A 22942-nucleotide genomic window follows, 5' to 3' on the forward strand; every position below is an offset into this window, starting at 1 on the left:
CCCGGCCCGTCCCCCCACCGACCCCTTCTCCCCCGCCCACCGCCCGAACCTCCCTGATTTCCCAGGAGTTGCGCCATGCTCGCCTTCATCGTGCGGCGACTCTTCGTCTCGATCTGGGTCTTCCTCATCGCCTCGGTAGTGATCTTCTTCCTGGCGGTCAACGTCCGTGACCCGTTGTCCGAGGCCCGGCAGCTGCCGGGGCCCGCGCAGGAGTCGGCCATCGCCGAGATCACCGAGCGGATGCACCTGGACGAGCCGACGATCGTCCGCTATTTCCTCTGGCTCGCCGACGTGCTCACCGGCGACCTCGGCGTCAACCGGCAGGGCCAGGACGTCAACGCCATGCTGGAGGGCGCGTTCACCGCGACGCTCCAGCTCGTCACCGGCGCCACCGTGCTCGCCATCGTCGTCGGCATCACCATCGGCGTCGTCTCGGCGCTGCGGCAGTACACCGCGCTCGACCAGACGGTCACCTTCGTCGCGTTCATCTGCTTCTCGCTCCCGGTCTTCTGGATCGGCACGCTGCTCAAGCAGTTCCTCGCCCTCGACTTCAACGACTGGCTCGCGGACCCCACGATCTCGCCGGTGTTCATCGGCGGGATCTCGCTGCTGACGGGCATGGCGTGCGCGTCGCTCATCCTCGGCGACCGCAGGACGCGGCTGATCTCCTTCGCCGCCTCGGCCGCCGCCATGGCCGCGCTGCTCGCCGTGCTGTCCGCCACCGAGTGGTTCACCGACCCCGGGCTCGGCCCCGTCGTGGTCGCGCTCTCGGCCGCCGCTGGCGCCATCGGCTTCACGACGCTGGTGCGCGGCCTTGAGTGGCAACGCCCGCTCCAGGCCGCCCTGATGACCGCGGGCGTCGGCGTGGTCGCCATGCTCGCCCTCGACCCGGTGCTCGACGACCCGGACCTGCTGACCATCGGCGGCCTCGCCGTGCTGACGGCGGCCGTGAGCGCGGGCATCGGCTGGTACTGGGGCGGCGAGCTCTACCGGCAGGCCGCCATCCCCTCCGCCGTCCTCACCGGCCTGTTCACCGGCGCGGTCATCTTCACCGACCGCATGCTGATGAACTTCGACAACTACTCCGCCTCCGTCGGCGGCCGCCCCATCTCCACCGTGGGCGCGGAGACCCCCAACTACGAGGGCACCTTCTGGGAGAGCGGCCTCGACTCGTTCGGCCACCTGGCGCTGCCCACCCTGGCCCTGGTGCTGCTCTCGCTCGCGAGCTACACGCGTTACACGCGCGCCAGCATGCTCGAGGTCATGAACCAGGACTATGTCCGCACCGCGCGGGCCAAGGGCCTGAGCGAGCGGGCCGTGGTCACGCGGCACGTCGTGCGCAACGGCCTGATCCCCATCACCACCCTGGTCGCCTACGACATCGGCGCCATCCTCGGCGGCGCGGTGGTGACCGAGCAGGTCTTCGGCTGGTCGGCGATGGGCTCGCTGCTCTTCACCGGCATCGAGCAGGGCGACCCCATGCCGATCATGGCGTTCTTCCTGGTCACCGGTGGCGCGGTGGTCGTCTTCAACATGCTGGCCGACATCGCCTACGCGTTCGTCGACCCCCGCATCCGGCTGTCGTAGAGGAGCTGACCGGTCATGACACACAATCCGCCGGCGTCCGTGCTGAAGAAGGGCCCAGCCGACGAGGTGCCCCCGCAGCCGGGGGCGGCCGACGCCGCCCAGGGCATGGCCGTGGTGGCCCGCTCCCAGGGCCAGCTGGTCCGCCGCCGCTTCTTCCGGCACCGCGGCGCCCTGGCCGGGATACTCCTGCTGCTCTTCGTGGTGGCACTCTCGGTCACCTCGATCGGCGCGGGGCCGATACCCGGCTGGTGGGACAAGGACCCCACCACCACGGGCAACGTCGTGGGCAACGGCGACCCGACGCTCTCCGTGCTCCCCGGCTTCCTGGGCGGGGGCGGCGTCCACCTCGGCGAACACCCCTTCGGCCAGGACAACATAGGCCGCGACTACTTCGCCCTGACCATGCGCGGCACCCAGGTGTCGCTCCTGATCGCCATCATCGTCGGCCTGGTCGCCACGTTCGTCGGCACCGTGATCGGCGCCGCGGCCGGGTACTTCCGCGGCTGGATCGAGGCCGTGCTGATGCGGATCACCGACGTGGTCATCGCCATCCCCACCCTGCTGATCGCGGGCCTGATCGGCGTGATCATCGCCGACAGCGGCGTGGTCCTGTTCGCCCTCTTCCTCGGCCTGGTGGCGTGGACGCAGATCGCCCGCCTGGTGCGCGGCGAGGTGCTTTCGCTGCGCGAGAAGGAGTTCGTGGAGGCGGCCCGCTCGGTCGGCACGTCGGCCCACCGGATCATCTTCAAGCACATCCTGCCGAACACGGTCGGCATCATCATCGTGGCCGCCACGCTCACGATCGCCAGCGCGGTGCTCCTCGAGTCGGCGCTCTCGTTCGTCGGCCTCGGCGTGCAGCCGCCCGACACGTCGCTCGGCAGGCTGATCACCGAGTACCGCAGCGCGCTGACCGTCAGGCCCTGGCTGTTCTACTGGCCAGGGCTGTTCATCGTCGCCATCGCGCTCTCCGTGAACTTCATCGGCGACGGCCTGCGCGACGCCTTCGACCCCCGACAGACCCGGGTGCGTGACTGATGTCCCTTCCCCCTGCCACTCCCTCGGTGCCGTCGCCCTCATCGCCGCTCGACGCCGCGGTGACCGACGCCGCCGAAGAGGTCCACACCGCCAGGACGCTGGCCGACTCCAGGCCGCCCACGGACGAGGAGATCCTGACCGTCGAGAACCTGACGGTCGAATTCCCCACCGACGACGGCCTGGTCAAGGCCGTCCGCGGCGTCGACTACACGCTGCACGCCCGCGAAGTGCTGGGCATCGTGGGCGAGTCGGGCTCGGGCAAGTCCGTCTCCTCAATGGCCGTGATGGGCCTGCTGCCCAAGAACGCCCGGGTGCGCGGCTCCATCCGCTACCGCGGCCAGGACCTGCTGACGCTGCGCCCAAGGGAGCAGCGCTCGCTGCGCGGCCGCAAGATCGCCATGGTCTTCCAGGACCCGATGACGTCGCTCAACCCCGTCCGCAGCGTCGGCGACCAGCTCGCCGAGGCCGTGCTCGCCCACCAGCTCGTGCCGCGCAAGAAGGCGCTCGAACGGGCGCGGGAGATGCTTGAGCTGGTCGGCATCCCGCAGGCGGGCAAGCGGCTGCGGGCCTACCCCCACGAGTTCTCCGGCGGGATGCGCCAGCGCGTGATGATCGCGATGGCCATCATCAACGACCCCGACATCATCATCGCCGACGAGCCCACCACCGCGCTCGACGTGACCGTGCAGGCGCAGATCCTGGAGAAGCTTCTCGAGGTCAAGGACACGGTCAACGCCGCGATCCTGCTGATCACCCACGACCTGGGCGTCATCGCGGGCATGGCCCACCGCACGCTCGTGATGTACGCGGGCAAGCCCGTGGAGATCGGCGCGACGGACCAGGTGTTCTACGAGCCGCGCATGCCGTACACCGCCGGGCTGCTCGGCTCCATCCCTTCGCTCGAAGGCGAGCGCGACGAGCGCCTGCGGCCCATCGTCGGCACCCCGCCCTCGCTGATCCACCTGCCGAAGGGCTGCCCGTTCTCGCCGCGCTGCCCGCTGGCGAGCGACATCTGCCGGCAGGACGAACCCGCCATCGCCGACACGGGCGACGGGCACCACGCCGCCTGCCACCACAGCGACAAGCTGGCCGAGGCGGCGGACGCCACCGCGTTCTTCAAGGAGGGCCGATGACCACGCCGAGCGAGCCGGGCGCGCTGGAGAAGGACGCGGCGGACGGCGGATCCGACGAGCTGCTGAGCGTCTCCGACCTGGTCGTCAACTTCCCCGTCAGGGGCGGCGGCCTGATCCGCAGGATCACCGGGCAGGTCCAGGCCGTCAGCGGCGTCTCGTTCGGCGTCGGCCGGGGCGAGACCCTGGGCGTGGTGGGCGAGTCGGGCTGCGGCAAGTCCACCACGGGCCGGGCCGTGCTCCAGCTGATCAAGCCCACATCGGGCTCGGTCCGCTTCGAGGGCCGGGAGATCACCGCGCTCACCGGCAACGCGCTGCGCCAGGTGCAGCGCAGCGCGGGCATGGTCTTCCAGGACCCCTACGCGTCGCTCAACCCCAAGCTGCCGGTCAACGACATCATCGCCGAGCCGCTCAAGGTGGCGGGCCGCTGGCGTTCGGGCGGCAAGGAGCGGGTGGCCGAGCTGCTCAAGCTGGTCGGCCTGAGCCCCGAGCACGGCAACCGCTACCCGCACGAGTTCTCCGGCGGCCAGCGGCAGCGCATCGGCATCGCCCGCGCGCTGGCCCTCGAGCCGCGGCTGCTCGTGCTCGACGAGCCGGTCTCGGCGCTCGACGTCTCCGTGCAGGCGGGCATCGTCAACCTGCTTGAGGACCTTCAGGACCGGCTCGGCGTCGCCTATGTCTTCATCGCGCACGACCTGTCGGTGGTCCGCCACATCTCCGACCGCGTCGCCGTGATGTACCTGGGCCGGATCGTGGAGACGGGCACGCGCGAGGACGTGTACGAGCGCCCTTCGCACCCGTACACGCAGGCGCTGCTCTCCGCCGCGCCGCTGGCCGATCCGAAGAAGGAGCGCGCCAGGAAGCGGACGGTGCTGACCGGGGACGTGCCGAGCCCGCTCGACCCGCCGAGCGGCTGCCGTTTCCGCACCCGGTGCTGGAAGGCGCGGGACATCTGCGCGACCGAGGTGCCCGAGCTGGTCGACCGCGGCTCGGGGCACCCGGTGGCGTGCCACTTCGCGGAGGACGAGGCGGTCATCCCGCAGACGGTGTAAGAGCGCGGCCCCGGGCCCCCGTGCGCCCGGGGCCGCCGTCTCGGCGGGCGCCCTCTCGGCGGGCGCCGTCTCGGCGGGCGCCTCCTCGGGCGTCCTCTCAGCAGGGCGGCAGCGGCCTGTGGTTGAGGATGGCCTGCTGCGTGCCGCGCAGCCTCGGCCCCGGCAGCAGGCCGTGGTCCACCAGGCGGCGGTTGGCGCGCTGGTAGACCACGAGCGCGGCGCTGCTGTCCCCGGCCTCGTGCAGCGCCCGCATGAGCAGCTGGTAGGCCGACTCGTCGGTCGGGTGGCCCACCAGGTGCTGGCGCAGCAGGTCCTGGGCGCGGCCGTATCTGCCGCCCGCGAGCGACAGCTCGGCGAGCTGGAGCGTCGCGCGGCGCCTGTGCCCGTTCATCCGCTCCACCCAGCTCTCCAGCACCGGGCCATGGGTGAGCCCGGCGAGCGCGGGCCCGTGCCACAGGGCGAGCGCCCGCCCGAGCAGCTCCTCGCGCTCCCCCGGCGACCCCGCGTCCTCGGCGCGGTCGAGCAGGTCGAGGAACGCGTCGGAGTCAAGGAGTGCGCCGGGCAGCGCCAGCTCGTAGGAGCCGGGCAGCGTGCGGACCGCGCCGCCGCCGAACCCGCGGCGCAGGATGCCGATGTAGCCGCGGATGTTGGCGACCGCGGACTCGGGGCGCCGGTCACCCCACAGCTCGGCCGCGATCCGCTCGAGCGTGACGGGCCCGTCAGCGACCAGCAGGAGGGCGAGCAACGCGCTGGGCTTGGGCCACATGGGCCGCGGCGGTGCGCCGCCCTCCCGTTCGAACGAGAACAGGCCGAGCAGCCGGAACGTGGTGGCGGGGGCCGGCGAGAGTGTGAGTGACACGGACACGAGACATCACCGTTCCCATGAGCCGGTGGGGAGGGAGGAGGAGCCGATCGTGCCAAAGGCCCCTGAGCGGAATCTTGACGGAAGCTGACACAGGGATGGGCGCCCGGACGAGGGGCCCCGGCCCTCACCGCGTTCTGATCTCGCGGTTCGCGCGGCGTCCCCAGGGGTGAACGCCGTCGCGGGCTTGTTCCTTAGCGGTATATAACCGAACTTCTTCGGGGGATGTCGGTGGACCTCCAGGGGATGGGACAAGCTGAGAGATGGTTGACATACGGCTGCTCGGTGCCGTTGAGCTCCGGGCACCAGACGGCAGCAGATTCGAGCTGGGGCCGCCCCAGCAGCGGTGCGTGCTCGCGCTGCTCGCCATGACGCCGGGGCGTCCGGTGACGACGGAGACCCTGATCGACCGGGTCTGGCCATCGGATCCCCCGGCGAACGCCAGGGACGCGCTGTACACGTACATCTCCCGGCTGCGCCGGGTGCTCGGGCGCGCGGGCGGCGGCGCGGGGGCGCCGGCGGTGCGCAGGAGGGCGGGGGGCTATCTGCTGGACATCCCGCCCGACCGGATCGACCTGCACCGCTCACGCGGCCTGGTCAGGCGGGCGCGGGAGGCGCGGGAGGCGGCCGTGGGGGCGGCCGGACCGCGGCGGGCGGCCGAGCTGCTCGGCGAGGCCGCGGCGCTGTGGCACGGCACGCCGCTCGCCGGGCTCAAGGGGGAGTGGGCGGGGCGCGCGCGGATCGGCCTCGAACGCGAGCTGGTCACGCTGCTCACCGAGCGTTTCGACCTGGAGCTGCGGCTCGGCAGGCACGCGGAGGCGGTCGGGCCGCTGTCCGCGGCGGTGCTGGACCACCCGCTCGCCGAGCCACTGGTCGGGCAGCTGATGACCGCGCTCTACCGGTCGGGGCGACAGGCGGACGCGCTGGCGGCGTACGCGCGCGCCCGGCAGCAGCTGCGCGATGACCTGGGCGAGGAGCCGGGGGGCACGCTGCGGGAGCTGCACGAGCGCGTCCTGCGCCGCGACCCCGCGCTCGACCCACCCGCGCCCCGTGGCACGCCCCAGGGCGCGCTCCCAGGCGCGCACGAGGTGCCGCGCGCCCGCGTGCGGCCGAGCCAACTGCCGCCCGACCTGCCCGCGTTCACCGGACGGCACGAGGCGCTCGCGCGCCTTGACGCGCTGCTTCCGCGCGGGGACGGCGGCCCGCGGGCGGCGGCCGTCGCGACGGTCAACGGCACGCCGGGCATCGGCAAGACCGCGCTCGCGGTGCACTGGGCACACCGGGTCGCCGAGCACTTCCCCGACGGGCAGCTCTATGTGGACCTGCGCGGCTTCGCCCGCGCCCAGGACCCGCTGGCCCCCTCGGACGCGCTGCGCGGCTTTCTCTCCGCCCTCGAGGTGCCGCCGCGGCGCGTGCCGACCGATGTGGACGGGCGGGCCGCGCTGTTCCGCAGCGCCCTGGCGGACAAGCGGATGCTGGTCGTGCTCGACAACGCGCGTGACGCCGAGCAGGTCCGCCCGCTGCTGCCGGGGTCGCCCGGCAGCCTCACCGTGGTGACCAGCAGGAACCGGCTGCTCGGCCTCGTCGCCTCGCTGGGCGCGCGGCCCGTGGGCCTTGACCTGTTCACGCGCGACGAGGCGTGGCAGATGCTCGCCGACCGCCTCGGGCCCGAGCGGGTCGCGGCCGAGGCGGCGGCGGTGGACGCGATCATCGCGCGCTGCGCCAGGCTGCCGCTTGCGCTCGCCGTGGTGGCGGCGCAGGCCGCCGCGGCGCCGGGGCGCTCCCTGGCCGAGCTGGTCGACGGGCTCGTCTCGTCGGAGACCCTTGACGCCTTCGCGGGGGAGGCGGACGACGCGGTCACCGACATCCGCGCCCTGTTCTCGTGGTCCTACCGGGCGCTGAGCCCGCCCGCCGCGCGGCTGTTCCGGCTCGTCGGGCTGCACCCCGGACCCGACCTCGGCGTCGCGTCGGCCGCCGCCCTGACCGGGCTCACGCCCCGGCACACCAGGGCGCTGCTCGGTGAGCTGGCCAGGGCCCAGCTGGTCACCGAGCGGAGCGGGGGGCGCTACACGCTGCACGACCTGCTGCGCGCCTACGCCGCCGAGCTGACGGCGCGCCACGACGGCGAGCCCGCGAGGCGCGCGGCCACGCGCCGGGTGCTCGACCACTATCTGCACTCGGCGCACCGGGCGTTCATGCTGTTCACGCCGCAGTGGCGCAAGCAGCCCTGGCTCGGGCCGCCGCCGCGTGGCGTCGAGGGGGAGACGTTCGCCGACGAGGCCGAGGCGCTGTCCTGGGCCACCGCCGAGCGCGCGACGCTGATCGCCACGGTGCAACGGGCGGCGGCCGAGGGCTTCGACCGGCACGCGTGCGGTCTTGCCTGGGCCATCGCGGGGTTCCTCGACCGGCAGGGCAGCTGGCACACCCTGGCCGACGTGCAGGACATCGCGTTCGCCTCGGCCCGGCGCCTGGGCGACCTGGCCGAGCAGGCGCGCGCGCTGTCGAGCAAGGCCAGGCTCGCGACCCGCTTCCTGCGCCACCAGGAGGGCCTTGACCTGCTGCGGGACGCGCTCGGCCTGTTCGAGGAGATCGGGGACCGGCACGGCCAGGCCACGACGCACCAGCACATCGCGTATGTCCTGGAGAACATGGGCAGGCTGTCCGAGGCGCTTGACTCGGAGCGCCGCGCCCTCGCGCTCTTCGAGAGCCTGGGCAACGACGCGGGCGTCGCCAGGGCGCTCAACATGGTCGGTTGGCTGCTCTCCCTCCAGGGCGAGCACAAGGAAGCGCTCGGCTACTGCCGTGACGCGCTCGCGCTCCAGGAGGGCCAGGGCGACCCGCTGGGCCTGGCGGCGACGCTGGACAGCCTGGGCCATATCCACCACCACCTGGGCGCCTGGGCCGAGGCTGTGGACAACTTCGAGCGGGCCCTGGCCGTGCTGCGCGGCCCGGTGCTCGGCGAGCGGATGCTCGAGTGCGTCGTGCTGCTCCGCCTCGGCGACACCTACCGGGCGATCGGCGACACGGACGCGGCGCGCGAGGCGTGGCTGGCGACGCTGCGCATCGCGGAGGACATCGGCAGCCTCGAGGTGGACGGGGCGCTGACGAGGCTGCGCGAGCTCGAGGACGACCCAGGACTGCGGGGGCCCTGATGGCGCGTCCGGCGCCGTGGACCGCCACGGCGCCGGACGCGGGTCACCCGGCCCTTTCGGGTCCGCCGAGCAGCTCGTCGACGCGGGCGACCTTGGCGGTCAGCCCGTCGGTGACGCCGTCGCGGATATCCGCCTTGAGCACGACGCTCACGCGGCCCGCGCGGGCCTTGACCGCGTCGACGGCGCGCTTGACAACGTCCATGACCTCGTCCCACTCGCCCTCGATGCTCGTGAACATCGCGTCGGTGCGGTGCGGCAGCCCGCTCTCGCGGACCACGCGCACCGCCTCGGCGACCTCAGCGCCGACGTCCTCGCCCGTACCGATGGGCGTGACGGAGAACGCGACGATCACGACGCGCCCCTGGCGTCCCCGCCGTCGCCTTCGCCGTCACGGGCGGCATCGGCGGCATCGGCGCCCGCGGCGCCCGCGCCCGTCTCGTCGTCGCCCGCGGCGTCCGCGCCCGGCTCAGGCTCCTCGTCCTTCTCGAGTCCGAACCGCTCGACCAGCCACTTGTCGAACTCGCCCGCCGCGCGCACCCAGCTGACCACCGATGCCACGAAGTGGTCGAAGCCGACCCCGGCGCCGAGCAGCAGATGGAAGTCGCCGATCAGGCGAACCGTTCCGTCATCGCTGGTGTGCGTGTAGACCTTGGGCCAGAGGGTGGAGTGGTTCCACTCGTCGATGGCCTGAAGCAGCCGCGGCTTGTCGTCGATGGTGTGCGGCCTGTCGTAGAACGTCCTGACCGTCAGGACCCGCTGGCGCTCCTCGCCGCGGAACATGAAGTAGACGCGATGGTGCTTCCACGGGGCGACCAGGTCGCCCTCCTTGTCCACCACGTGCTTGAGCTTCATGCGGTCGAGCAGCTGCTTGACCAGCTCCTGGTTCGGCATGATCGGGCCCGTGGGCCTGCCCGCCTGCTGTGGCGGGCCCTTCCGCTCCGGCTTGCCGCCGAAGTTGGGGATCGCGGACGGATCGACAGACACGGGGGGTCCCTTCGTCAGGCGCGCGGGGCAGGGCAGGATTCCCATCCTCTCCCATGCCCACCCCGGTCGGGCAACCGGACCGGGGCGGGCGCGCGGCGCTCACCGCGCGGTCACTCCGCGCGTGGGACGGGCCCGATCGTCAGCCCGCCGTCCAGGTCGGCGTCCACGCGCACGGTGTCGCCGTCCCTGATCTCGCCCGCCAGGATCCTGCGGGCCAGCGGGTCGCCGATGGCCGTCTGCACCAGGCGCCGCAGCGGCCTCGCGCCATACGCGGGATCGTTCCCCTCGGCGGCCAGCCAGTCGAGCGCCAGCTCGGTGACGTCCAGGGTGAGCCGCCGGTCGGCCAGCCGCCGCTGGAGCGAGTCCAGCTGGATCCTGGCGATGCGCCCAAGCTCGGGGCCCGTGAGCGCGTGGAAGACCACCATGTCGTCGAGGCGGTTGAGGAACTCGGGCCTGAACGCCGCCCGCACCGCCGCCAGCACTTCCTCGCGCTGCTCCTCCGGCTTGGCCAGCGGGTCGATCAGGTGCTGGCTGCCCAGGTTGGAGGTGAGGACGAGGATGGTGTTGCGGAAGTCGACCGTGCGGCCCTGCCCGTCGGTCAGCCGCCCGTCGTCGAGCACCTGGAGCAGGATGTCGAAGACCTCGTGGTGCGCCTTCTCCACCTCGTCGAGCAGCACGACCGTGTAGGGGCGGCGGCGGACGGCCTCGGTGAGCTGGCCGCCCTCCTCGTACCCGACATAGCCGGGGGGCGCGCCGACGAGCCTGGCCACCGAGTGCTTCTCGCCATACTCGCTCATGTCGATGCGGACCATGGCGCGCTCGTCGTCGAAGAGGAAGTCGGCCAGCGTCCTGGCCAGCTCGGTCTTGCCGACGCCGGTCGGCCCGAGGAACAGGAACGAGCCCGTCGGCCGGTCCGGGTCCGCGATGCCCGCGCGGCTGCGGCGCACCGCGTCGGAGACGGCGCGCACGGCCTCGCTCTGCCCGATCAGCCGCCGCCCCAGCTCGTCCTCCATGCGCAGCAGCTTCTCGGTCTCGCCCTCCATCAGCCGCCCCGCCGGGATGCCGGTCCAGGACGAGACGACGTCGGCGATGTCGTCGGGACCCACCTCCTCCTTGACCATCGTGTCCCGCTTGGCCTCCTGCTCGGCCTCGGACGCCTCGGCCAGCTCGCGCTCAAGGGCGGGGATCTCGCCGTAGAGCACCTTGGAGGCGGCCTCGAAGTCGCCGTCGCGCTGGGCGCGTTCGGCCACGCCGCGCGCCTCGTCGAGGCGTTCCTTGAGCTCGCCGACCCGGTTGAGCCCCTGCTTCTCCTTCTCCCAGCGCGCGGTCAGCCCGCGCAGCTCCTCCTCGCGGTCGGCCAGCTCGCGCCGCAGCCGCTCCAGGCGCTCGCGCGACGAGATGTCGGACTCGTTGGCCAGGGCCAGCTCCTCCATCCGCAGCCGGTCGACCGAGCGCTGGAGCTCGTCGATCTCCACGGGCGAGGAGTCGATCTCCATCCGCAGCCTGGACGCGGCCTCGTCGACCAGGTCGATGGCCTTGTCGGGCAGGAAGCGCGAGGTGATGTAACGGTCCGAGAGCGCCGCGGCGGCCACCAGCGCGCCATCGGCGATCACGACCTTGTGGTGCGCCTCGTACCGGCCCTTGAGCCCGCGGAGGATCGCGATGGAGTCCTCGACGGTCGGCTCGGCGACCAGCACCTGCTGGAAACGGCGTTCGAGCGCGGCGTCCTTCTCGATCCGCTCGCGGTACTCGTCGAGCGTGGTCGCGCCCACCATGCGCAGCTCGCCGCGGGCCAGCATGGGCTTGAGCATGTTCCCGGCGTCCATCGCGGAGTCGCCGCCCGCGCCCGCCCCGACGACGGTGTGCAGCTCGTCGATGAAGGTGATGACCCGGCCCGCGCTGTCCTTGATCTCGGCCAGCACGGCCTTGAGCCGTTCCTCGAACTCGCCCCGGTACTTCGCCCCCGCCACCATGGCGCCCAGGTCGAGGGAGACCAGCCGCTTGTTCTTCAGGGACTCGGGGACGTCGCCCTTGACGATGCGCTGGGCCAGGCCCTCCACGACGGCGGTCTTGCCGACGCCCGGCTCGCCGATGAGCACGGGGTTGTTCTTGGTGCGGCGCGAGAGCACCTGCACCACGCGGCGGATCTCGTGGTCGCGGCCGATGACGGGGTCGAGCCTGCCCTCGCGGGCGGCGGCGGTGAAGTCCGTGCCGAACTTCTCCAGCGCCTTGTACGTGCCCTCCGGATCCGCGGTCGTGACGCGCTGCCCGCCGCGGCCCGCCTCGAACGCGTCGAGCAGCTTGCGGTCGGCGGCGCCCTCCGCGGCCAGCAGCTCACCGGTCCGCCCGCCCTTGGCCGCGAGGCCGATCAGCAGGTGCTCGGTGGAGACGAAGTCGTCGCCCAGCTCCTTCGCGCGGCGCGCGGCGTCGGCGATGACCGCGAGCAGCTCGCGGTTGGGCTGGGGCTTTGCGACGGAGGCGCCCTGGACGCTGGGCAGCGCGGCCAGCTCCCGCTCGGCGCCCGAGCGCAGCGCCGCCTGGTCGGCGTCGACGGCGGCGAGGAGGTCCTGGATGTTCTCGTTGTCCCGCCCGGTCAGCAGGGCGAGCAGCAGGTGCGCCGGGGTGATGTCAGGATGCCCCCCGGTGAGGGCGCGGTCGTTGGCCGCGCTGATGGCATCCCGGCTCCTGTTGGTCAGCTCGGCGTTCACTTCAGCGGTACTCCTCCGTGATCCCATGTCCAGACGTGAGTCTGCCAGAGGCAACGTGCGATAAGTTGAGTCTATTCCACTCAATGCCTTGCAGGCAGCCGGACGACGGGCCCAGGTACCCGCGCGCCGCGGCCGGAGCCGGGACACGAGCGCGGGCGCCTGGGGCGGGCCCGTCTTCGTTTGCCGTTCCCGCCGGAGGCGGTGAATCCGGGCGCAGGCGGCGGCACGGCACACGGGCGGTCGGACATGGTGGACACGCGAGCGGGAGCGGCGTGGGAGCGACGCCGTTTCCTCGGGGCCTGCGCGACAGCCGCGGAAGCGGTCGCCCTCGGGGCGGCCTGCCAGGCGTCGGGGGCGCGCGACCAGGGCGGGATCGCGGAGGAGCGGGAGCGCGAGGGCACCGACGACCGGCGCATTCGGGACCGGGGCGGCGAGAACGCCATCCTCGGCTACGCCGACCAGGTCAGCGTCCGTCCCGGCGACGAGGTGCGGCTGCGGGTCTCGACCACGGCGCGGGAGTTCCGGGTCTCCGCCTTTCGCGTCGGCCGGTACGACGGCGCGCAGGCCAGGCTGGTCACGCGCCCGCGGTCGCCAGCAGGTCGCGCGCCTCGTCAGGGAACGGGCGGCCCACCACCATGCCCTCGCCGCTGCCCACCGACATCACCGCGACCACCGTGCCCGACTGCCCGTCGGCCGCCCACTCCCGCACCCAGGGGCCCCCGCTCGAACCGGCCGTCAGGTCGCACCCCTCGAGCATGAGCCCGCCGAGGTTGGGCCGTTGCGCCTCACCCTCCGTCAGCACATCGGTCAGGCCCGCGCAGTGGTGCAGCGACTCGCCGTCGTAGGGGCCCGCCGCGGGATAGCCGAGCACCGCCACCTCGGCGCCCTCCTCCACCGGCTCGAACGCCAGCCGGTTCGCGCCGTGCGCCTCCTGGAGCGTGCGCCCCTCCTTCTCGCCCACCGTGAGGAACGCGTAGTCGTGCGGCAGGATCTCCGTCGTCGCCCGCGTCACGTCCCAGCCCTCGGGCGTGTGGAACGCCGCCACCCGCCAGCCGTCCTCGCGGTAGCTGTCGATCCCGTGGTCGTAGCCCGGCACGAACCACACCTCGTCAGGCGGCTCGGGCGCCTCCTGGCTGCGCACGCAGTGCGCGGCCGTGGCGACCACGCTGCCGTTGGGCGCCTCGACCACGGCCCCCGAGCACAGCCCGAGGCGCCCGCCGCCCGCGTCCCAGATCAGCTTGCCCACCGTGCTGACCGGGCCCGGGGCCCACGGGTCGGCGGCCGCGGCTGGCTGGGCGCCGAGCGCCAGCGACACGGCGGCGATGGCGACGGGTATCGGCAGGCGCGCGATCCTCATAGGGAACACCCTGGGAGCCCGCCCCCGGCATGTCCAGCCGCCCTCAGCCGATCGAGTGGTCCGGTCCTTGACGCCGGGCCCCCGGCCGAGGAGCATGCCCATGCCATGGTCAACTGACCTGTTCCAGCGGTCCGTTCCCCCCGGGAGGCACCCCTCGTGCGCAGCCCCTTCCCCCTCGCCAGGCGCACGGTGGTCGCCACCGCCGCCGTGGCCGTCGCCCTGCCCCTGCTCCCCTCAGGACCCTCGGCCGCGGCGGGGGACGACAGGGGCGCGCTCCAGGCGGCTTTCGCCGACGCGGCCGAGCGGCACGGCGTTCCCGAGAGCGTGCTGCTCGGCGTCTCCTACCTCCAGTCCCGCTGGGACGGCCACGGCGGCGCGCCGAGCGTCACGGGCGGCTATGGCCCGATGCACCTCACCGACGCCGCGACGGCCCTGGCCGAGCAGGCCGAGGAGGCCGAAGAAGCCGGGCAGGCCGGGGAAAACGGCGAGCACCTGGCGCACGGCCACGCCGACCCGCGCGGCGACGACGCGCGCGCCCCGCTCGACCCCGAGCCCGCCGCATACGCCGCATACGCCGCGCCCCGCGCCGACGAGCTGCCCGCCGCGTCGAACACCCTCGCGCACGCCGCCGAGCTGACCGGTCTCGCCCCCGATGAGCTGCGCACCGCCGAGGCCGCCAACATCCGCGGCGGCGCCGCCCTGCTCGCCGACGCGCAGCGCGACCTCGGCCGCCCGGCGAGCGACGACCCGGCCGACTGGTACGGCGCGGTCGCCGCGTACGCGGGCGCGGACAGCAGGGAGGCCGCCGAGGTCTTCGCCGACGACGTCTACGACGTGATCAACTCCGGCGCCCAGCACGTCACTTCCACGGGCCAACGCGTCACCCTGCGCCCGTCGGCCGTCACCCCCGACACCTCGGCCGCCGACGCCATCGGCCTGCCGAGCCGCCCCCGGAACCCGGACGTCGAGTGCCCGCGCACCGTCTCGTGCGAGTGGCTGCCCGCCCCGTACCAGGATCTCGGCGACGGCGACTACGGCAACCACGACCAGGCCGACCGGCCCCGCTCGCAGCCCGTCGAGACGATCGTCATCCACGACACCGAGGCCACGTGGGACACCACCCTGGACCTCGTCCAGGACCCCACCTATGTGTCGTGGCACTACAGCCTGCGCTCATCCGACGGCCACATCGCCCAGCACGTCGCGACCGAGGACGTCGGCTGGCACGCGGGCAACTGGTTCACCAACGCGAGCTCCATCGGCCTCGAACACGAGGGCTTCCTGACCGACCCCGACGCCTGGTACACCGAGGCGATGTACCGCACGTCGGCCCGCCTGGTGCGGTATCTGGCCCACAGGTACGACATCCCGCTCGACCGCGCGCACATCCTGGGCCACGACAACGTCCAGGGCCCCGTCGACGCCAACGTCCCCGGCATGCACACCGACCCCGGCCCCTACTGGGACTGGGCGCACTACTTCGACCTGCTCGGCGCGCCGTTCCGCCCCACCGCGGGACCCGAAGGCGGCCTCGTCACCATCGCCCCCGACTACGCCACCCACACCCCGGGGTTCACCGACTGCGGCGCCGATGGCGAGCCCTGCGCCCCGCACGGCTCGTCGGCCGTCCGCCTGCGCACCGCGCCCGACCCCGAGGCCCCGCTGGTCTCCGACCCGGGGACGCACCCGGGCGGCGGCGCGTCGTCGGACGGCGTGAACGACGTCGGCGCCCGCGCGACGGCCGGGCAGCGGTTCGCGGTGGCGGGCCGCGAGGGCGACTGGACGGCGATCTGGTACCTGGGCCAGCGCGCGTGGTTCCACAACCCCGCCGACGCCCCCACCGCCGTGCACGCCCGCGGCTGGGTCGTCACCGGCAGGGACGGCGCGGAGACCATCCCGGTCTACGGCCGCGCCTACCCCGAGGCCGCCGCCTACCCCGAGGGCGTGCCCGTCCAGTCGGTCGTGCCGCTCTCGTACACGATCCCCGCCGACCAGGAGTACGCGGTCGGCATGCGCACCGAGAGCCGCTACTACTGGGCCGTCACCTTCGACCCCGCCCAGCACACGGTGGTGCGCGGCGAGGCGTACTACCAGATCCAGCTGGGCCACCGAGTGGCGTATGTCCGGGCCGCCGACGTGGAGTTGCGGCGCTCGGAACGCTGAGGTGAACGCTGAGGTGAACGCTGAGGTGTTCGAGGTCAGCGCCTAGACTCGCGGCGATGCCTCTGGTCACCGCACGTCCCGCACCGCCGCGGCCACCGCTGCTCGCCGCCGTGGCCGCCGCCCTGTTCGCCGCGCTCGTCGTCGTGGCCGTCCCCGGTGGGGGCGGCCCGCTCGGCGTGGACCTGGCCGTGCGGAACTGGGTGGTGGACCACCGCACGGCGGGCCTCGTCGACGCCTTCCAGGTCGTCTCGGACACCGGCAGCCGAGGCGTTCCCCATGTCATGGCCTCCGTCGCCGGCGCCCTCGCCGCGCCCCGGCGCTGGTACCTCGGCGCCGTGCTGGGCCTCGGGGCGCTGATCGGCGCGCAGCTGATCCGGTTCGCGCTGGTCAACGCGTTCGACCGGCCGAGGCCCCCGGTCGGCGACTGGACCACGCACGTCAACAACCCCGCGCTGCCCTCGGGTCACGCGACCACGTCGGCGCTCGCGGCCATCGGCCTGGCCGCGGCGCTGCTGCCGTACGGCCGCCGTACGGCGACCCGGGCGCTCGCCGTGGCGGTGCCCGCCGCGTGGGCGCTGGCCGTGGGTGTCAGCCGCCTGGCGCTCGGCGTGCACTGGGCCAGCGACGTGGTGGCGGGCTGGCTGCTCGCGGGCGCGTTCACCGCCCTCGCGCTCCCGCCGCTCGCGCGCCTGCTGCGCGCGGTGAGCGCCCGCGCGGTGAACGCCCGCGCGGTGAACGCCTCGGCTACGCCGGGCGGCGGCCCATGACCCGGGCGAACTCCTCGGGGTCGGCGTCGAATCCCCGCACCGAGGCGGCGAACGCCCAGGGCCCTGCGCCGTCCCGCGTGAACTCACCCACCGTGGCCGAGAGCGCCCCTGCCACCTCGGGCAGCCCCCGCTCGGGCACCAGCTCGTCATGGCCCTCGACGACGCGCACGCGGGGGTTGCCCGCCTCGCCGAGCGTCCTCGCCCCGCCCGCCTGCTGCACCGCCACGCCGACGACGACGCGGACGTAGTCGGACGACATCCGGTCGAACTCGAACGCCATCACCTCGTCGTACCCGAAGCCCTGCCCGGTCCTGCTCTCGCGCTTGACCGTGATCGTGCCGTCGGGGGAGCGGCGTCCTGGGTGCACGACATAGACGGGGGCGCCGAACGGGTCGTCCTTCCTGAACACCCCCGCGATGATGTCCACGTCCCTCGACGCCTCGCCGGCCGGGCTCGGATCCCACTTGATCATCACCTCGGCCCTGGCGATTCCCCTGCTGGCACCGCTCACCGCGTCCTCCCAACGTCCCGACTGCTCAAGGTCGTTGCCATGGTGTCACGGGCGTCGCGCCGCCGCCGACGGGGCGAGGCGGCGGAGCGGGACGGCGGCGGAACGGGCGAGGCGCCGCCCGTGCGGGAGCAGGAGTCAGCGCCCGCGCTCGGGGCGCCAGACCACGATGGCGGACGACTGGCGGACGTCCTGGTACGGCACCAGGTCGCGGCGGTAGGAGGCGTGCACCTGCGCCTCCCGCTGCCGCATCGCGAGCGCCGCGCCCTCGACGGCCTGCTGGAGCTCGACGACCTTGGCCTGGAGCGCGGCGACCTGGGTCTCCAGCTCGATGATGCGCTTGATCCCCGCGAGGTTGATCCCCTCGTCCTGCGAGAGCTTCTGCACCTGCCGCAGCAGCTGGATGTCGCGCGCGGAGTACCGGCGGCCCCGGCCCGCCGCCCTGTTGGGGCACACGAGGCCGAGCCGGTCGTACTGCCTGAGCGTCTGCGGGTGCAGCCCGGAGAGCTGCGCCGCGACCGAGATGACGTACACCGGGGTTTCGTCGGTCAGTTCGTAGGGGTTGCTGCTCTGTCCGTGCCGGCCGTCCATCTCGTTTACTCTCCTCTCGCGGCCTCGAACAGCCCTGTTCGGGGGTCTTCGCCGTCCACCGCGGCGCGATAGTCCTCCAGGGCCTTTCTCGCCCTGTCGTCCAGGTCGCGCGGCACGGCCACCTCGATGGTGACCAGCAGGTCACCGCGGGTGCCGTCCTTGCGCACCGCGCCCTTGCCGCGGGCCCGCATCGTGCGCCCGCCCGGGGTGCCCGGCGGCAGCTTGAGCGTCACGGGCGGCCCGCCGAGCGTCGGCACCTTGATCTCGCCACCGAGCGCGGCCTCGGGGAACGTGACCGGCACGGTGATCGTGAGGTTGTCGCCGCGGCGGCCGAAGACGGGGTGGTCGTCCACGTGCACGACGACATACAGGTCACCGCCCGGCCCGCCGCGCTCGCCCGGCGCGCCCTTGCCGCGCAGCCTGATGCGCTGCCCGTCGTCCACCCCCGCGGGGATGCGCACCTGCATCGTGCGCGAGCTGGTCGCCCGGCCGCTGCCGCGGCAGACCGCGCACGGGTCCTGGGCGATCAGCCCCCGGCCCTTGCAGTCCACGCAGGGGTCGGTGAGCGAGAAGCCGCCACCGCCGCCCCTGCTGACCTGCCCGGTGCCGACGCACGTGGGGCACACGCGGGGTGTGCCGTTCTTGTCGCCGGTGCCCGAGCACGCCTTGCAGGCCGCGCTCGACGACATCCGCAGCGGCACGGTGGCGCCCGCGACCGCCTCGGTGAAGCTGAGCGTCACCTCGGACTCGATGTCCTGGCCGCGGCGCGGCGCGGTGCGGGTGCCCGCGCCGCCGCGGTTGAACAGGCCGCCGAAGACGTCCCCGAGCCCGCCGCCGAAGCCACCCGCGGCGCCTGGGCCCGTGGCAGTGCCAGGCCCGCCTGGCTGGCCGCCGCCGAAGAGGTCGCCGAGGTCGAAGTTGAACTGCCCGGCCCCGCCGGGTCCCTGGCGGAACCCGCCGTTGCCGAACAGCGCCCTCGCCTCGTCGTACTCCCTGCGCCGCTTGGGGTCGCCGAGCACGTCGTACGCCTCGGAGACATCCTTGAAACGCTCCTCCGCGCGGGCGTCACCGGTGTTGGCGTCCGGGTGGTTCTCCCGGGCGAGCTTCCGGTACGCCTTCTTGATCTCCGCCTCGGTGGCGTCCTTGGGCACGCCGAGGACCTTGTAGAAGTCCTTCTCGATGAAGTCCTTGGTGCTCATCCCCGGCGCCCCTCCTTCCACGTCGGCCCGGTCGCCTCGGCGTCAGCCCTCGTCCGGGCCACCGCCGTCGTCCTTCTCGGCCACACTCTCCTCCTGCTCGGCGGGCTTGCCGGGCTGCGGCTCGGCGACGCCGACCCTGGCGGGCCTGATCGTGCGCTCGCCGATGCGGTACCCCGGCTGGAGGATCTGCACGCACGTCGTCTCCGTGACATCCGGCGAGTAGCTGTGCATCAGCGCCTCGTGGATCGTCGGGTCGAACGGCTCGCCCTCCTTGCCGAACTGCGCCAGGCCCATCTTCGCCGCCACGACCTCGAGCGACTCGGCCACCTGCTTGAAGCCGCCGACCAGCTCGCCGTGGTCCCTGGCGCGGCCGATGTCGTCGAGCACCGGCAGCAGCTCGGTCAGGAGGTTGGCGATGGCCAGCTCCTTCACGGCGACGCGGTCGCGCTCGACGCGCCTGCGGTAGTTCTGGAACTCCGCCTGGAGCCGCTGGAGGTCCTGCGTGCGCTCGGTGAGGGCCGAGCGCGCCTGGTCGAGCTGGGCGGTCAGGGCCACCTCGGCCAGGTCCTGCGCCTGCGGCTGCGCCGCCGACGCGGCGGCGCCTTCCCCGGTCTGGGGAGCGTCGCCGCGGTCGTCGGGGCCCTGGGACTCCGCGCCGGTGTCCGGGTTGGCCGCGTCGGCGTCGGGGACCTCGGGCTCCTGGTCGAAGCCCTGCGGGTCCTGGGTCACGCCGCACCCCCCTTCGGCTTGTCGTCGTCCACGATCTCGGCGTCGACGACATCGTCGTCGGCCGCCCGCTCGGTGCCCGTGGCGCCCGCGCCCTCGCCCGGCTGGCCGCCGCCCGCCGCCTGCGCGGCCTGGGCGTCGGCGTACATCGCCTGGCCGAGCTTCTGGCTCGTGGCCGCGACCTTCTCGGACGCCTCGCGGATCGCCGCGGTGTCCTCGCCCTTCAGCTTCTCCTTGAGGTCGGCCACGGCGGCCTCGACCTCGGTCTTGACCTCGCCGGGCACCTTCTCGGAGTTCTCCTTGAGGAAGTTCTCCGTCGTGTAGACGAGCTGCTCCGCCTGGTTCCGCGTCTCGGCGGCCTCGCGGCGCCGCGCGTCCTCGTCGGCGTACTGCTCGGCGTCGCGCATCATCCGCTCGATGTCGTCCTTCGGCAGCGCGGAGCCGCCGGTGACGGTCATCCGCTGCTCCTTGCCGGTGCCGAGGTCCTTGGCGGAGACGTGCATGATGCCGTTGGCGTCGATGTCGAACGTGACCTCGATCTGCGGGACGCCGCGCGGCGCCGGTGGCAGCCCGGTCAGCTCGAACATCCCGAGCTTCTTGTTGTACGCCGCGATCTCGCGCTCGCCCTGGTAGACCTGGATCTGCACCGAAGGCTGGTTGTCCTCGGCCGTGGTGAAGATCTCCGAGCGCTTGGTGGGGATCGTGGTGTTGCGCTCGATGAGCCTGGTCATGATGCCGCCCTTGGTCTCGATGCCGAGGGACAGCGGGGTGACGTCGAGCAGGAGGACATCCTTGACCTCGCCCTTGAGCACACCGGCCTGGAGGCTGGCGCCGATGGCGACGACCTCGTCGGGGTTCACGCCCTTGTTGGCGTCCTTGCCGCCGGTCAGCTCGCGCACCAGCTCCGCGACCGCGGGCATGCGGGTGGAGCCGCCGACGAGCACCACGTGGTCGATCTCGGACAGGTGGATGCCGGCGTCCTTGATCACGTTGTGGAACGGCGTCTTGCAGCGCTCCAGCAGATCGGCCGTGAGCTGCTGGAACTGCGCCCTGGTGAGCTTCTCGTCCATGTGCAGCGGGCCCTCGGCCGACGCCGTGATGTAGGGGAGGTTGATCGTCGTCTCGGTGGACGACGACAGCTCGATCTTCGCCTTCTCCGCGGACTCGCGCAGGCGCTGGAGCGCCATCTTGTCCTTGGAGAGGTCCACGCCGTGGGCGTTGGCGAACTGGCGGACCAGGTGGTCCACGATCCGCTGGTCCCAGTCGTCGCCACCGAGGTGGTTGTCGCCGTTGGTGGCCTTCACCTCGACCACGCCGTCGCCGATCTCCAGCAGCGAGACGTCGAACGTGCCGCCGCCGAGGTCGAAGACCAGGATGGTCTGGTCGTCCTTCTCCAGCCCGTACGCCAGGGCGGCGGCGGTCGGCTCGTTGACGATGCGCAGGACGTTGAGGCCCGCGATCTCACCGGCCTCCTTGGTGGCCTGCCGCTCGTGGTCGTTGAAGTACGCGGGAACGGTGATCACCGCGTCGGTGACCTTCTCGCCCAGGTACGCCTCGGCGTCGCGCTTCAGCTTCTGAAGGATGAACGCGGAGATCTGCTGGGGGTTGAAGTCCTTGCCGTCGAGCCCGATCTTCCAGTCGGTGCCCATGTGACGCTTGACCGAGCGGATCGTCCGGTCCACGTTGGTCACGGCCTGCCGCTTGGCGACCTCGCCGACGAGCACCTCGCCGTTCTTGGCGAAGGCGACGACGGACGGCGTGGTCCTGGCGCCCTCGGCGTTGGTGATGACGGTGGGCTCACCGCCCTCGAGAACACTGACGACGGAGTTCGTCGTGCCCAGGTCGATGCCGACCGCACGTGCCATTTCGGTATCCTCCAGCTACTTGCCTTGAGTGCAACTGGCTCAAGACTGCCGCAGGTCACCGGCCACCGTCAAATGTCCTGAGCCGACCCGGCTCAAGTCTTGTCCTCCCCGAGGGCTCAAGCCAGCGGGCTCAACGCCAGCAGCGCCACGTCGTCCTCGATCCGCGCCGCGAACTCGTTGACGTCGTTCCACACGAAGTCCACCAGCCGCGGCGGCGCCTCCGCCTCCCCCTCGCCGTCCCCCTCGCCGTCCCCCTCACCCTCCTCGTCGCGCCCGGACGACACATGGGCACCGACGCGTTCCACCAGCGGATAGAACGCCCCGTCCCCGTCGCGCGCCTCGGTGACCCCGTCGGTGTAGCCGAGCAGCACATCCCCCTCCTCCAGCGCCACGACCGTGGGACGCGGCGGCCCCGGGTGCGCGAGGCCGCGCCCGAGGCCCAGCGGCGTCCCCGCCTCGGGGCGCAGCTCGCTCGCCGCGCCGCCCCTGACGAGCAGCGGCGGCGGATGCCCGCAGCTGATCAGCCGCGCCTCGCGCCCGTCCCCCGTGAACTCGACCAGCAGCGCCGTCGCGAACAGCTCCGACTGCTCGCCCGCGTCGATCACCAGGCGCCGGTCGAGCCGCGCCGCCACCCCGCGCAGCTCCTCCTCGTCGAGCACCGCCTCGCGGAACGCGCCGAGAAGCGCCGCCACCGCCCCCACCGCGGCCAGGCCGTGCCCCTGCACATCCGCCACGAGCGCCCGCACCCCGTGCGGCCCCGCCCGCACGTCGAACAGGTCGCCGCCCACGAGCGCGCCCACCTGCGCCGCCCGGTAGAGCCCCGCGCAGCACACGTCACCCACGCGCTCGGGCAGCGGCGGCAGCACGGCGCGCTGCGCCGCCTCGGCGACGTCGCGCACCACCACGAGGTCGCGCGTGTAGCGCGTCCTGATCCAGGACACCACCACGCTGAACGCCGCGATGGCCAGCACGGCCCCCAGGTCGGCGTCGCTGATGTGCGGAGGCCGGGTGAGCGGCAGGACCATCAGCCCCAGCGCGCCGCCGCTGATCGCCACCGTCCACAGCGGCCCGTAGATCAGCCCGGTGAGTGGGGGCAGCGCGGCGAAGAGGAACGCCAGCTGCACCCAGCCCGGCGCCAGCCACTGGGCCACCCCGACCAGCACGAGCACCACGGGCGGCAGCACGCGCAGCCAGCGAGGGATCAGCCCCGGGGCGGTGAGGGGTCGGCTCCTCATCGGCTCAGGCTCCTCATCGGC

General features: G+C 73.1%; 18 protein-coding genes. 7 read left to right on the top strand and 11 right to left on the bottom strand.

Annotated features, from left to right (window positions below; all coding sequences use genetic code 11):
* Window positions 1–75 precede the first annotated feature (75 nt).
* Genes DEH69_RS18290 through DEH69_RS18305 form a run of 4 tightly spaced genes read left to right on the top strand, consistent with a single transcriptional unit; the run spans window position 76 to window position 4804 of the window.
* Window positions 76–1587, top strand: coding sequence for an ABC transporter permease (locus tag DEH69_RS18290; protein WP_113688050.1), 1512 nt, complete (start codon window positions 76–78; stop codon window positions 1585–1587).
* Between the two features lie 15 nt (window positions 1588–1602).
* Window positions 1603–2622 carry an ABC transporter permease gene (locus tag DEH69_RS18295; protein ID WP_113688051.1) on the top strand — a complete coding sequence of 340 codons (1020 nt, stop codon included), beginning with the start codon at window positions 1603–1605 and terminating at the stop codon, window positions 2620–2622.
* Complete coding sequence (locus tag DEH69_RS18300; RefSeq protein ID WP_113688052.1) at window positions 2622–3755, top strand: ABC transporter ATP-binding protein; 1134 nt, start codon at window positions 2622–2624, stop codon at window positions 3753–3755. The genes DEH69_RS18295 and DEH69_RS18300 overlap by 1 nt, the downstream gene beginning before the upstream one ends.
* A complete protein-coding gene (locus tag DEH69_RS18305) occupies window positions 3752–4804 on the top strand; it encodes an ABC transporter ATP-binding protein (protein WP_113688053.1) in 1053 nt (350 codons plus the stop codon). The genes DEH69_RS18300 and DEH69_RS18305 overlap by 4 nt, the downstream gene beginning before the upstream one ends.
* 97 nt (window positions 4805–4901) lie before the next feature.
* On the opposite strand, the gene DEH69_RS18310 is transcribed toward DEH69_RS18305, so the two are convergent.
* A complete protein-coding gene (locus tag DEH69_RS18310) occupies window positions 4902–5669 on the bottom strand; it encodes an AfsR/SARP family transcriptional regulator (protein ID WP_113688054.1) in 768 nt (255 codons plus the stop codon).
* Between the two features lie 260 nt (window positions 5670–5929).
* Between DEH69_RS18310 and DEH69_RS18315 the strand changes: the two genes are divergently transcribed.
* A complete protein-coding gene (locus DEH69_RS18315) occupies window positions 5930–8818 on the top strand; it encodes a BTAD domain-containing putative transcriptional regulator (protein ID WP_113688055.1) in 2889 nt (962 codons plus the stop codon).
* Between the two features lie 43 nt (window positions 8819–8861).
* Here DEH69_RS18315 and DEH69_RS18320 read toward each other — a convergent pair whose 3' ends face one another.
* The 4 genes from DEH69_RS18320 to DEH69_RS18340 form a co-directional block, all read right to left on the bottom strand.
* Window positions 8862–9170 carry an MTH1187 family thiamine-binding protein gene (locus DEH69_RS18320; RefSeq protein WP_113688056.1) on the bottom strand — a complete coding sequence of 103 codons (309 nt, stop codon included), beginning with the start codon at window positions 9168–9170 and terminating at the stop codon, window positions 8862–8864.
* Window positions 9167–9802 carry a YbjN domain-containing protein gene (locus tag DEH69_RS18325; RefSeq protein ID WP_113688057.1) on the bottom strand — a complete coding sequence of 212 codons (636 nt, stop codon included), beginning with the start codon at window positions 9800–9802 and terminating at the stop codon, window positions 9167–9169. The genes DEH69_RS18320 and DEH69_RS18325 overlap by 4 nt, the downstream gene beginning before the upstream one ends.
* Before the next feature lie 110 nt (window positions 9803–9912).
* Window positions 9913–12510, bottom strand: coding sequence for an ATP-dependent chaperone ClpB (gene clpB, locus DEH69_RS18330; RefSeq protein WP_113688058.1), 2598 nt, complete (start codon window positions 12508–12510; stop codon window positions 9913–9915).
* A gap of 574 nt (window positions 12511–13084) precedes the next feature.
* Window positions 13085–13867 (bottom strand): serine protease, encoded by a 783-nt coding sequence (locus DEH69_RS18340; RefSeq protein WP_181727485.1) that lies wholly within the window; start codon window positions 13865–13867, stop codon window positions 13085–13087.
* Between the two features lie 156 nt (window positions 13868–14023).
* Between DEH69_RS18340 and DEH69_RS18345 the strand changes: the two genes are divergently transcribed.
* Both DEH69_RS18345 and DEH69_RS18350 read left to right on the top strand, forming a co-directional pair.
* Window positions 14024–16030, top strand: coding sequence for an N-acetylmuramoyl-L-alanine amidase (locus tag DEH69_RS18345; RefSeq protein ID WP_258534758.1), 2007 nt, complete (start codon window positions 14024–14026; stop codon window positions 16028–16030).
* Window positions 16031–16086: 56 nt separating this feature from the next.
* The gene (locus DEH69_RS18350) at window positions 16087–16797 is read left to right on the top strand and encodes a phosphatase PAP2 family protein (protein WP_113688061.1); all 711 of its coding nucleotides are present in this window, start codon (window positions 16087–16089) and stop codon (window positions 16795–16797) included.
* Here the strand turns inward: DEH69_RS18350 and DEH69_RS18355 are convergent.
* The 6 genes from DEH69_RS18355 to DEH69_RS18380 all read right to left on the bottom strand — a co-directional run bounded on the left by DEH69_RS18355 (window position 16775) and on the right by DEH69_RS18380 (window position 22921).
* Complete coding sequence (locus DEH69_RS18355) at window positions 16775–17308, bottom strand: TerD family protein (RefSeq protein ID WP_113688062.1); 534 nt, start codon at window positions 17306–17308, stop codon at window positions 16775–16777. The genes DEH69_RS18350 and DEH69_RS18355 overlap by 23 nt on opposite strands.
* 135 nt (window positions 17309–17443) lie before the next feature.
* Complete coding sequence (locus DEH69_RS18360) at window positions 17444–17896, bottom strand: heat shock protein transcriptional repressor HspR (RefSeq protein WP_113688063.1); 453 nt, start codon at window positions 17894–17896, stop codon at window positions 17444–17446.
* Window positions 17897–17901: 5 nt separating this feature from the next.
* Window positions 17902–19095: a molecular chaperone DnaJ gene (gene dnaJ, locus DEH69_RS18365; RefSeq protein WP_113688064.1), complete on the bottom strand. Its 1194-nt coding sequence runs from the start codon at window positions 19093–19095 to the stop codon at window positions 17902–17904.
* A gap of 42 nt (window positions 19096–19137) precedes the next feature.
* Complete coding sequence (gene grpE / locus DEH69_RS18370) at window positions 19138–19824, bottom strand: nucleotide exchange factor GrpE (protein ID WP_113688065.1); 687 nt, start codon at window positions 19822–19824, stop codon at window positions 19138–19140.
* Window positions 19821–21686 carry a molecular chaperone DnaK gene (dnaK, locus tag DEH69_RS18375; protein WP_113688066.1) on the bottom strand — a complete coding sequence of 622 codons (1866 nt, stop codon included), beginning with the start codon at window positions 21684–21686 and terminating at the stop codon, window positions 19821–19823. Before dnaK ends, grpE begins: the two co-directional genes overlap by 4 nt.
* Before the next feature lie 116 nt (window positions 21687–21802).
* Window positions 21803–22921 carry a PP2C family protein-serine/threonine phosphatase gene (locus DEH69_RS18380; protein ID WP_113688067.1) on the bottom strand — a complete coding sequence of 373 codons (1119 nt, stop codon included), beginning with the start codon at window positions 22919–22921 and terminating at the stop codon, window positions 21803–21805.
* Between the last annotated feature and the right edge of the window lie 21 nt (window positions 22922–22942).

The organism is Streptomyces sp. PT12 (genome assembly GCF_003311645.1).
Classification (GTDB): Bacteria; Actinomycetota; Actinomycetes; order Streptomycetales; family Streptomycetaceae; genus Streptomyces.

Bases quoted from the DNA above. Each gene is read 5' to 3' on its own strand.
- DEH69_RS18290 (WP_113688050.1), top strand. From the start codon at position 76: ATGCTCGCCTTCATCGTGCGGCGACTCTTCGTCTCGATCTGGGTCTTC.
- DEH69_RS18295 (WP_113688051.1), top strand. From the start codon at position 1,603: ATGACACACAATCCGCCGGCGTCCGTGCTGAAGAAGGGCCCAGCCGAC.
- DEH69_RS18300 (WP_113688052.1), top strand. From the start codon at position 2,622: ATGTCCCTTCCCCCTGCCACTCCCTCGGTGCCGTCGCCCTCATCGCCG.
- DEH69_RS18305 (WP_113688053.1), top strand. From the start codon at position 3,752: ATGACCACGCCGAGCGAGCCGGGCGCGCTGGAGAAGGACGCGGCGGAC.
- DEH69_RS18315 (WP_113688055.1), top strand. From the start codon at position 5,930: ATGGTTGACATACGGCTGCTCGGTGCCGTTGAGCTCCGGGCACCAGAC.
- DEH69_RS18340 (WP_181727485.1), bottom strand. From the start codon at position 13,867: ATGAGGATCGCGCGCCTGCCGATACCCGTCGCCATCGCCGCCGTGTCG.
- DEH69_RS18350 (WP_113688061.1), top strand. From the start codon at position 16,087: ATGCCTCTGGTCACCGCACGTCCCGCACCGCCGCGGCCACCGCTGCTC.
- DEH69_RS18360 (WP_113688063.1), bottom strand. From the start codon at position 17,896: ATGGACGGCCGGCACGGACAGAGCAGCAACCCCTACGAACTGACCGAC.
- dnaJ (WP_113688064.1), bottom strand. From the start codon at position 19,095: ATGAGCACCAAGGACTTCATCGAGAAGGACTTCTACAAGGTCCTCGGC.
- dnaK (WP_113688066.1), bottom strand. From the start codon at position 21,686: ATGGCACGTGCGGTCGGCATCGACCTGGGCACGACGAACTCCGTCGTC.
- DEH69_RS18380 (WP_113688067.1), bottom strand. From the start codon at position 22,921: ATGAGGAGCCGACCCCTCACCGCCCCGGGGCTGATCCCTCGCTGGCTG.